The sequence below is a fragment of the Bilophila sp. 4_1_30 genome, assembly GCF_000224655.1.
Classification (GTDB): Bacteria; Desulfobacterota; Desulfovibrionia; order Desulfovibrionales; family Desulfovibrionaceae; genus Bilophila; species Bilophila wadsworthia.
Genome location: NZ_JH114231.1, coordinates 1,041,446 through 1,051,180, shown reverse-complemented (window position 1 = coordinate 1,051,180; position 9,735 = coordinate 1,041,446). Strand labels below are relative to the sequence as shown.

Here is a 9,735-nt window from a genome sequence, read left to right as displayed (position 1 = left end):
GTGTGGGGGAGGGGAGAAGGGGACTTTCTGGAGAAAGTCCCCTTCTCCCCTCCCCCACATTTCCTCTTACCCCAATACGGCGGAATGCGTGAGGGCGTGGCCTGCGGAGAAGGCCCGAGCCTCAAACTGGCTGATAGCCCAGTATTCCTGTACGAGCGGCGCGAAAAGCAGCGGATCGATGAGCGCGGGATCGGGGAGGCCGTCTTCACGCATACAGGCGGAGTCGACTTTCACGTCCATGATCTCGCCGATGAACTGGGTGTGTGAACCGAGCTCAAGCGTATGCGAGAGCGTCAGCTCAACAATAACGGGACATTCGGCGATGCCGGGTGCGTCCACATGTTCGGCGGGAACGGGGGTAAGATTCAGGGCCGTGAACTTGTCGGTATCGCGCCCGGAATGCATCCCGGCGAAATCGGATTGCGCGGCGAGTTTGCGGGAAGGAATGTTGATGGTGAAGGACTTGCGCTCAAGAATGGCGTTATAGGTCCAACGGCTCTTGCGGATGGAAACGGCGATGCTCGGCGGCTGAGAGGCGCAGATGCCTCCCCATGCGGCGGTCATGATGTTGGGACGGCCGGTATGGTCATACGTACCTACGAGGAATACTGGAGTCGGAAGGATGAATGTTTTTGTACCCAGAGACTGGAACATATGATGCCTCATAGTTATGGAAAAAGGTGAACGAAAACACGGTTGTTGTGTCAGAGAATCCGGTATGACGCAAGGGCTGAGCCGCGAACGCCTTGGAAAGCGAGGTTCCACGCGGGAAAAGAGGGCACGGAACCATTCTCCACTTGACCGTGAGAAGACATTGTGGCATAAGACGGCTTTGACACGCCGGGATGGTGGAATTGGTAGACGCAGCGGACTCAAAATCCGCCGATGGCAACATCTTGCGAGTTCAAGTCTCGCTCCCGGTACCAGAATGAAATAAGGCAGTTACGGAAATCGTAGCTGCCTTTTTTCGTATCCAGCGCATGTGTACACCCAAGGGGTATCGGGGAGATCTGCTTTTTGATATTTTTTTATAAGTTCTGCCGGTTAGTTGTTTGAAGTCTGCAAAATGGAAAAAGGTATGCCCCTCGTAAGGATACAGGGGGCATACATTGCGGGAACCATTGTTCACGGCGAGTGGAGAGCGATGTATTCGTCTCTTACGCCTTAATCCCCTTCGGAGATTTCAATCCCGAGTACTTTTGCAGCGTTTTTCCACATCAGCTTCGGCAGGACTTCCGGCTTGAACAACGTCTTGAAGTGCTCCACGCAGTCCACGATGGGCATCAGCGGATAAGCTGAGCCGTAGAGGAAGCGGTCCTGCATGAAGTTGTTGGCGGCCATGATGTAGTCGGCCGCTCCGCTGCAGTTGAAGAGGTACATGTCCGGGCAGAGGTATATGTTCTTCTGGAAGAAGCATACGCCGAGGATCTGCTGCACCCAGGGCCAGCCGCCGTGGGAGATGATGAAGTTGGTCTTCGGGAAGTCGGCGGCGATGCGGTTGATGATCTTCGGATCGCTGTAGGTGATGTCCGGGCCCGCCCGTCCACCGAGCATCAGAATGACCGGAATCTGATGTTTTTCGCATTTTTCATAGATGGGATAGATACGGGGATCGTCGGCATACATGGGCTTGTCCAGCGCGCCGGGTTCCATGCTCACGCCCTTGAGGGGGCCGTTGAGTACCGTGCGTTCGATTTCGTCGATGGCCTCTTCCCTTTTGGAGGCGTTCAGGCCCGCCGTACCTACGAAACGGCCGGGGAAGTCGCCCAGCAGCTTGATGATGTCGTCGTTGGAAATAGTGCCTTTGAAGTGCCCGTTACGGCCGGGGATGACGCCCATGGTCACGCCCGCGGTGTCCATTTCCTGCAACATGAGTTCGGGGGACTTCTGGGCCACGGAAGGGGCCTGCTTCATGGAGAAGCATTCCGTCAGCTTGGCGGTGCGTTCGACGTTGTCATACACCCCGATGTTCAGAAAGCCGCGTGCCGGGGGGCGCATACGAAAGTCAATGATCATTTGCCTGACTCCTTTATGTATTGCTGAAGTTGACATGTATAAAAACAAATGTTGGGCTTACTTTCTTCTGCCAGGACCAATGGATGGAGATATTGCGACTCGATATGCAGTGTGGTTCTCTTCGTTTTACAGAACGGATAGGGGGCGCCTCAGCGTTTTCATTTTGTGAACGGCTAGCGCATCATAATATTGAAGAAATGCCAGTACGGTATCTGTACTAGGCCGAAGAGGAGAGCGAACCATACCATTTTCATCAAATGGAGCTTGATGAAGTCTTTCATGGTCATCAGCCCGAAACCGAACATGATGAGGTATGCCGGAACTTCATGCGGAAGGAACACGAAGTCGGTGGAATAAATGATGGTCAGCAAGGAAGGCAGAGGGTTCATGCCGAGGTTGAGGGACAATTGTGCGAAAGGCGCGGGCAGCACAGCCATCATGGCGCCGGGAGACAGGATGAGGTTGAACAGGGTGCCAACCAGCAGCAGGACATAGAGGAAGGATGTCGAGCCCACACCCGACAGCATTTCGGCCAGATGCCCGGCGATAAGCTGGGTGAAGCCCAGTTTGGTTCCGACAATGCCTATGCCCAGACAGGTGGCGACAAAGAAGATGATGCCCAGGTTGATTTTTTTGATGCTGGCGGATGAGCCGATGCGGATGCCGGGCGCAAGGCACAGCCAGGGCAGCAGCATGAAAGAATAGTTAGCCGAAATGTGGTGGAAGGGTTCGCTGATGATCCATCCCATCAGGACAATGAGCAGCACAAGGGCTTTCTTTTCAGTAAACGACATCTTGCCCAGCTTTCTGTATTCCTCCTCAAAATACTGTTTGCCGCCGGGCAGGACGAATTCGCTGCTCTTATACATTTTCGTAAGAATCCATATGAACGACAATGCCATCAAAACGGAAGGGAAATTGTAGAGCATCTGATCGGAGAAGGAAACCGAAAAGCCCGGATCCACGGTCTGCACCTGTGAAACCATGATGGACATGGTGGCCGGGCGGTAGGCGAACAGCTTGACGTTCAGGGCCGCAATGCCGCCCACCATCATCATGAGGGTGCCTTCTTTGGATTTTCCGAACCCCATGGCCTTGCAGATGCCGTATGTCAGGGAGATCAACAGCAGATAATGGCCGCAGAAACAGATGATGCCCAACACCAGCCCCACCAGATACAGGGCATAGAGCGTTCTGTTGTATGTCCCGCCGCAGGTTTTGATGATCCAGTAGGCGATGCGCATCAGGATGCCGCACTCCTCCAGGGCATTGGTCAGTACGAACGCGCCCAGGATCATCCAGAATGTTTCTGTGGTGAACGGGCTATAGGCTATATTGATGGGGACAACGTGAAAAACGTAATAAGCGAAGGGGAGTAATACGGAAGGGATAATAACATCCATAAGATCGAATGCTACTATGCATATCACTGTAATACTGAGCATCGCAAAGAGGCGTATTTGTGGTGTGAATGCCTCGGATAATGGTATGCACATAATGCCGATAGCAGTCGCTATTGTGACTATCCAGCCAATAAGCTTGCTTTTTTCGATTTGGACGCCAGCTTGCATGATTACTCCGTTTTTTCACGCTCGGTGACTGAAATGGGGGTTCCCGTAATGGATTGGCGCATCAGGATTTCAAGTATCTAAAACTGTTACTAAAAACATGTCCGGCAGTGGTCTCTATCTGTAACAGCATCAGATCGAGATCAGACAGCCAAACAATGAGCCTCACTCTTTGTCGACAATGCAAATGTCACATTGCTGTACCTCTTTGGAAGGGTATGTCCTTGTTACGTGTTACTTTTTAAATATTTTTCCATTTTATTGCCGTCGTCATGCGACGGCTTTACGTATAATTTTGCAATATGCGATCCATCCGATACGGCGAAAACGTGAAATACATGACAATCACATAGTGTACGATATATTGGAGCAGTCCACACAGCGCTGTCTGGACCGCGTAACGTATCTTTTAGTGTGTACATTCTGGACATGTAGAGTGTGTATGTCCAAATTATAGATGCGGGAGAGATGTGTGGACACGTACCGGAGGCGAGAGGGAAGATGAAAAAGTGCAATGGTCCGGACATGGAATCGAGAAAGGGATGGTTCACGTTGTTTCCCGTCGAACCCTCCTTTTCTGTAAAGTTCTTTTTTCTCTATTTGCTGCGTGGGGTGGAGTTGGGGCAACCTGAAAAACGGAACGATGCGGTACCGAGGTTTTCAAGGTATGGAAAGAACCTATACTGCCAGTGATCATGGAAGAAGGATCATGGTTCACCGAAAGAGCATAAGGAAAGAAGCTGAGAGCCCTTTAGACGGTCGCCGCGTCAAAAGCCTCAAAGCTATCGGTGGCAACTTCAGTTTCCATTGAGCCTGCGGCGGCACGTTGCCATGAGGCGGCTGCGGCCAACGGAGTCATCGTTTCCGTGATGCCGAGGCTTTTGATGCCCATGACGCGGAAAGACTCTGAGAGCCGTTCGGCATGGCGTTATATATTTTGCTGCAGGCCGCAGTATTAGAGTTTTCCGAATGAAACCAACTTGTTTTGGAGGGGTAAAAAATGGGTCATCCGGGCGGGGTTCGTAAGAGCGTTGCGCTTTCTGGCGAAACACCGTAGAGGCGTTTCCACACGGTCAGGAATACTGTACAAGAACAGGAGAACCGCCATATGAACCAAAAGCATTGCCTGCTCGTTATGGCGCTTGCCGGAGTATTGAGCCTTGTGCCGCTTCCGGCTTTTTCGGGAAATCTGAGCAATTTTTCCGATGCGCTCGAACAATTGGCGGATATGACCCGTGCCGCCGACAGGGCCCATGATGCCCTTAACGACGCTATGCAGGGGGGCAGGGATTACAGCCGGTATGATCGTGATTGGCGCAATGCCGAGTCACGCCTCGAACGGGCGAGAATCCGCACGATGGCGCACATCGCGGGAGTGAGCGAATCCCGTATTCGCTCCCTGCGTGACGACGGCTACAGCTGGGAGCGCATTGCCCGGAAATACAAGGTCGATCCGCGCCGGTTCGGATACGGGCAGTCTCGCTACGATCACGATCGGGATAAGTGGAAGGGCGTGCCCCCCGGACTTGCCAAGAAAGGCGGCGTCCCTCCGGGGCTCGCCAAGAAGGGAGGACTTCCGCCCGGACAGGCGAAAAAGTTCAAAGAACACCACGACAAGAAACATCGAGATTGAAAAAAGGCCCTTCCGTTGAGGAGGGCCTTTCGTTTTACGGCGTGTGGAGAAGGATTACTTGAGAAGGCGCCTTGCCGCGTAGAGATCGCCGAATGAAGCGTAGCAGATGCCGCCGATGATGAGCACTCCGCCGATCATCTGCGGAAGCGTGATGGACTCGCCCAGGACCAATGTAGCCTCAAGGCTCGCAAACAGCGGGATGCTGTTGTAGATGATGCCCGCCCTGACCATGCCGATGCGTTCGATCGCTAGGCTCCACGCGAGGAAGGAAACGACCGATGCCCCGACCCCTATGTAGATGAGGGCGCTGAGGATGGAGCCGTCCAGCGGGCTCAGCCCGGTGTCGGCGGCCTGCCAAAGCAGCGGCGGGATCAGGCCGAGGACGCCAATGCCGATGAGCAGGGCAAGAAAGGCCTTTTGTGGAAATGCCTTGGGACGGCAGCGGAGCATAAGGCTGTAGACGGCGAACAGGAAGACCGAAAGGATCATCCATAAGTCGCCTTGTGCAAAGCGCAGCCCGAGAAGGGTGCCGAGCCTGCCGCGCGACACGAGGATGATGACCCCACAGAGGGCGCCGCACAGCCCGAAGAACTGGAACCGGGAAAGCCGTTCCCGCAGGAACAGGTGTGCGATGGCGGCCATGACGATGGGAGAGGCCGTGGCGAGCAGCGACATGTTGGTGGCGTCGGTCGTATGCCCGGCCTGATAGATGAAGGTGTTGAAACAGGTGATGCCGAGCAGGGCCATGAGAATGACTTTGCCCCATGTGCCGCGGACGAGGGGAAGCGAACGCAGCAGGCTCCGGCCCGCAAAGGGGAGGATGGTCAGAAACGCGATGCTCCAGCGCCAGAAGGACAGTTCAACCGGAGAGAGCGCTCCAGCGAGGCCGCGGGCCACGACGAAATTCCCGCTCCAGACCACGGTGGCGAGCAGGGCGAACAGGTATCCTGTGACGGTATGGGAAAAGATGGGCATGGCTGGCTCAAGAGGTTTGGGCGGTCCGGATGGCCGTCGTTTCCGCCGGAAATGGCACGGCGGAGAACCCTACTTCCGGGTCGGAGCTCCGTCAACCGGGATTTTGTCCCGAGCCTCCGTGTGCACGGCCATGCGGGGACGGCCGTTCTACCCTGTTTGCGTGCGATGGAGGAACAGGGTAGACTTATCCATCCTTATTTCTGGAGAAAGATATCCCATGCGTTTGCTCATCGCTTCCGATCTGCACGGTTCCCCGGAAGCCGCCGCGTTTCTGCGCCGGCGCTGCGAGGAGCTGTTGCCCGATATGTTGGTCCTCCTGGGCGATTATTTGTATCACGGCCCGCGCAACCCCCTTCCTTCCAGCTACGGGCCGCCAAGCGTGGTTTCCGTTTTCGCGGATTTCGAGACGCCCATCGTGGCCGTGCGCGGCAACTGCGACGCCGAAGTGGATCTCATGCTGCTTCCCTTCGCGGTGGAAGACAGCGCCGTGATTGCCGCTGACGGGTTGCGCATCGTGGCACAGCACGGACACCACCTTCCCAGTTGCCCCCCCATTCCCGGCGTGCGCCCCGGCGATGTGGTCTTGAGCGGGCATACCCATATCCCGCGCGGGGAAACCGTCGACGGCGTCCATTTCTGGAACCCCGGCAGCACAACGCTGCCCAAGGGCGGCTTTCCGGCTTCTTATGGCGTCTTCGAAGCCGGTGCGTTCCGTGTGTTCGGGCTTGACGGGCGGTTTCTTTTGGAGCATCGGCCTTCCGCAGCCTAACGTTTTCGGAGGAAGGCGTCCTGAATGCGGGACGCCTTTTTGCATTGCTCTAAGATTCCGTAACTTCCGCAATAACGCCGTATTTCAGCCGATCCCGTCTTTAGGGGCGGTTCCGGACGTGTATTTTTCCGCTTGATTTTGCAGGCGGGATGCCTCAAAACAGGCCGACCTCACCTTTTTGGCTTTCTCTTCCACTCCTCCCTCCGTTGAGTGCCACATCTTCCCGTCCTGCGCGGCAACGCAGAACGGATTTCCGTATTTCGTATTGCTCCAATCGATAGAGACAAGGCAGGTACATATGGCCGACACCAGCGCCACGCTTTTGCTGAGAACAGAACCGATCGGAAAACTGCTTCTCCGGTATTCCTTGCCCGCCATCGCCGCGATGGTGGTCTTTTCCCTTTACAACATCATCGACAGTATTTTTATCGGGCATGGCGTCGGTCCGCTGGCCATTTCCGGCCTTGCGATCACGTTTCCGGTCATGAACCTGACCTTCGCGCTGGTTTTGCTCGTCGGCATCGGCGGCGCGTCCATTTGTTCCATCCGGCTGGGGCAGCAGGACATCGACGGCGCTACCCGGGTGCTCGGCAACGTCCTGCTGCTCGGCCTCATCAACGGGGTGACGTTCGGCCTGCTGTCGCAACTGGTGCTTGATCCTGTGCTGACGGCTTTCGGGGCCAGCGAGCACACCTTGCCCTATGCCCGCGATTTCATGCAGATCATTCTGTACGGCCTGCCGGTCACCTGTACCATGTTCGGGCTCAACCACATCATGCGGGCCACGGGGTATCCGCAAAAAGCCATGCTTTCCGCCGTGTTGACCGTGGGCATGAACATCATTCTGGCGCCGATATTCATCTTTTGGCTGGAATGGGGCATCCGGGGCGCGGCTATCGCCACGGTATTGTCACAATGCGTAGGTATGGTGTGGGTGTTGAGCCACTTCCGCAATCCGAAAAGCACCGTGCATTTCCGGCAAGGGACGTTCCGGCTGCGCTGGAAGATCGTCTCAAGCATCTTTTCCATCGGCATGTCGCCGTTTTTGCTGAATGTGTGCGCCTGTCTGGTAACGGTGCTCATCAACATCGGCCTCAAGCGGTACGGCGGCGACATGGCCATCGGGGCGTTCGGCATCCTCAACCGGATACTCATCCTGTTCGTGATGCTGGTCATGGGGCTTACGCAAGGCATGCAGCCCATTGTGGGATACAACTATGGGGCGCAGCAGTTCGAACGGGTAAAACAGACGCTGAAGTACGGCGTCATCACGGGCGGGCTGATCACGACGGCGGGGTTCCTTGCCGGGCAGTTCGCTCCGGAAATCGTGTCCCGGATGTTCACCGACGACGCGGGCCTGATCGCCCTCTCCGTGGAAGGTATGCGCCTCGCTACGCTGGTATTCCCCTTGGTTGGCATCCAGATCGTCGTCGGCAACTTTTTCCAGTCCATCGGCAAGGCCAAACTGTCGATTTTCCTTTCTCTGACGCGTCAGCTGCTGTTCCTGGCCCCCTGCCTGCTCATTCTGCCGCGTTTCTTTGAGTTGAAAGGCATCTGGATCAGCCTGCCCGTTTCGGACTCGCTGTCGTTCGTGACCTCAATGGGCGTGCTGTACATGTTCCTTCGGGAGATGCGCCGGGCCCATCACAGCCGGGAGGCGTGAGATTCTCATGCGCTGGCGGATTTGCCCGGTTTTGTTAGTGTCGTAACCGGGCGGGAGGTTCTTCCGCCTCACAAACAGGCAAGGAGTTCCTCATGAAGGATTTATTCAATCAGATAAGCAACGGCCTCGGCGGGCTGGGAGGGCTTGGCGACAAGCTGAACGGCGCTCTCGGCGGACAGCAGAAGACGGATGCCCCGTTCGGTCAGGGGACGGGCAACGCTCTTGGCGATATGGTGAGATCCGCCGGAGGGCTGGGCGGTTTGCTCGGCTCGGCGGCGCTCGGGGGACTGCTCGGCACGCTGATGTCGGGCAAGACGGCCCGCAAGGTTGCCAAAGGTGCACTGATGGTTGGTGGCACGGCCGCTGTCGGAGCCTTGGCATGGAAATTCTATCAGAAGTGGTCCGGAGCCAACGGCGCGGCCCTACAAGGGCAACCTGCCGAACCGGTCCCGTCAGCCCAGCCCGCACCGAGCGGCTGGCCTGACGAGCTGCAGCAAACGCCGCCCCCGGCTGTTTCGGCGGATCAGACGGCCCTGTTGCTGCTGGAGGCGATGGTCTTCGCCGCTCGTGCCGACGGGCATATTGACGACAAGGAGCGGGCCAATATCCACAACGCTGTGGAGTCGCTGTTCCCCGGCCGGGATATGGCGCAGGTGCTGGATACGTTGCTGAACAAGCCGCTCGATCCGGCCTCGCTGGCGTCCCGCATAGCCAACCACGACGAAGCCCGTGATCTGTATCGGCTTTCCGCCATGATCATTGATGTGGATCACTTCATGGAGCGCAGCTATCTTGATGGCCTTGCCGCCGCGCTCAAAATCACGCATGAAGAGAAGGCCGCACTCGACAGCGAGGTTGAAGAAACCAAAAGGACAGCCATAGAACCGTCCTGATCCCGTTTCCCCTTTTCCGCCAGCTGATGAAGAACCTACATAGCGGAAATCCCGCCACGCGGAAAAACTTGATTGCCATTCGAGAGGTTCCCGTCTCCATGGAGACGGGAACCTCTTTTGTCTGAGCGCGCAACAATAAAGATCGGCTTCAGATAAACCGGGAAAGCGGCGAACAGGGATTCGATAGGCATGAAAGTCTTTGGGAGAGGAGGGATGGG

The 9,735-nt window shown here is 56.2% G+C and carries 9 protein-coding genes and 1 tRNA gene; 5 read left to right on the top strand and 5 right to left on the bottom strand.

Annotated features, from left to right (window positions below; translation table 11 throughout):
• Positions 1-66: 66 nt before the first annotated feature.
• Entirely contained in the window at positions 67-654 is a 588-nt protein-coding gene (locus HMPREF0178_RS04795; RefSeq protein WP_009379558.1) for a flavin reductase family protein, read from the bottom strand.
• A 185-nt stretch (positions 655-839) separates the two neighbouring features.
• On the opposite strand from HMPREF0178_RS04795, the gene HMPREF0178_RS04790 reads away from it, so the two are divergent.
• Positions 840-926, top strand: a tRNA-Leu gene (locus HMPREF0178_RS04790).
• A 238-nt stretch (positions 927-1,164) separates the two neighbouring features.
• On the opposite strand, the gene HMPREF0178_RS04785 is transcribed toward HMPREF0178_RS04790, so the two are convergent.
• Positions 1,165-2,016 (bottom strand): amidohydrolase family protein, encoded by an 852-nt coding sequence (locus tag HMPREF0178_RS04785; RefSeq protein ID WP_009379557.1) that lies wholly within the window; start codon positions 2,014-2,016, stop codon positions 1,165-1,167.
• A gap of 173 nt (positions 2,017-2,189) precedes the next feature.
• Positions 2,190-3,587 carry an SLC13 family permease gene (locus HMPREF0178_RS04780; RefSeq protein ID WP_009379556.1) on the bottom strand — a complete coding sequence of 466 codons (1,398 nt, stop codon included), beginning with the start codon at positions 3,585-3,587 and terminating at the stop codon, positions 2,190-2,192.
• A gap of 1,105 nt (positions 3,588-4,692) precedes the next feature.
• On the opposite strand from HMPREF0178_RS04780, the gene HMPREF0178_RS04775 reads away from it, so the two are divergent.
• Positions 4,693-5,217, top strand: a complete 525-nt coding sequence (locus HMPREF0178_RS04775) for a hypothetical protein (RefSeq protein WP_009379554.1) — start codon at positions 4,693-4,695, stop codon at positions 5,215-5,217.
• 54 nt (positions 5,218-5,271) lie between these two features.
• On the opposite strand, the gene HMPREF0178_RS04770 is transcribed toward HMPREF0178_RS04775, so the two are convergent.
• Positions 5,272-6,192, bottom strand: a complete 921-nt coding sequence (locus HMPREF0178_RS04770; RefSeq protein WP_009379552.1) for a DMT family transporter — start codon at positions 6,190-6,192, stop codon at positions 5,272-5,274.
• 217 nt (positions 6,193-6,409) lie between these two features.
• On the opposite strand from HMPREF0178_RS04770, the gene yfcE reads away from it, so the two are divergent.
• The 3 genes from yfcE (at position 6,410) to HMPREF0178_RS04755 (ending at position 9,517) form a co-directional block, all read left to right on the top strand.
• Entirely contained in the window at positions 6,410-6,961 is a 552-nt protein-coding gene (gene yfcE, locus HMPREF0178_RS04765) for a phosphodiesterase (RefSeq protein ID WP_009379550.1), read from the top strand.
• A gap of 298 nt (positions 6,962-7,259) precedes the next feature.
• Positions 7,260-8,624, top strand: coding sequence for an MATE family efflux transporter (locus tag HMPREF0178_RS04760; RefSeq protein WP_009379548.1), 1,365 nt, complete (start codon positions 7,260-7,262; stop codon positions 8,622-8,624).
• A gap of 92 nt (positions 8,625-8,716) precedes the next feature.
• The gene (locus HMPREF0178_RS04755) at positions 8,717-9,517 is read left to right on the top strand and encodes a tellurite resistance TerB family protein (protein WP_009379546.1); all 801 of its coding nucleotides are present in this window, start codon (positions 8,717-8,719) and stop codon (positions 9,515-9,517) included.
• Positions 9,518-9,552: 35 nt separating this feature from the next.
• On the opposite strand, the gene HMPREF0178_RS22425 is transcribed toward HMPREF0178_RS04755, so the two are convergent.
• The coding region (locus HMPREF0178_RS22425; protein ID WP_232281195.1) for a hypothetical protein at positions 9,553-9,735 on the bottom strand (183 nt) is incomplete at its 5' end.

Coding starts and splice junctions, on each gene's coding strand:
- yfcE (WP_009379550.1), top strand. CDS start 6,410: ATGCGTTTGCTCATCGCTTCCGATCTGCACGGTTCCCCGGAAGCCGCC.
- HMPREF0178_RS04770 (WP_009379552.1), bottom strand. CDS start 6,192: ATGCCCATCTTTTCCCATACCGTCACAGGATACCTGTTCGCCCTGCTC.
- HMPREF0178_RS04780 (WP_009379556.1), bottom strand. CDS start 3,587: ATGCAAGCTGGCGTCCAAATCGAAAAAAGCAAGCTTATTGGCTGGATA.
- HMPREF0178_RS04775 (WP_009379554.1), top strand. CDS start 4,693: ATGAACCAAAAGCATTGCCTGCTCGTTATGGCGCTTGCCGGAGTATTG.
- HMPREF0178_RS04785 (WP_009379557.1), bottom strand. CDS start 2,016: ATGATCATTGACTTTCGTATGCGCCCCCCGGCACGCGGCTTTCTGAAC.
- HMPREF0178_RS04760 (WP_009379548.1), top strand. CDS start 7,260: ATGGCCGACACCAGCGCCACGCTTTTGCTGAGAACAGAACCGATCGGA.
- HMPREF0178_RS04795 (WP_009379558.1), bottom strand. CDS start 654: ATGTTCCAGTCTCTGGGTACAAAAACATTCATCCTTCCGACTCCAGTA.
- HMPREF0178_RS04755 (WP_009379546.1), top strand. CDS start 8,717: ATGAAGGATTTATTCAATCAGATAAGCAACGGCCTCGGCGGGCTGGGA.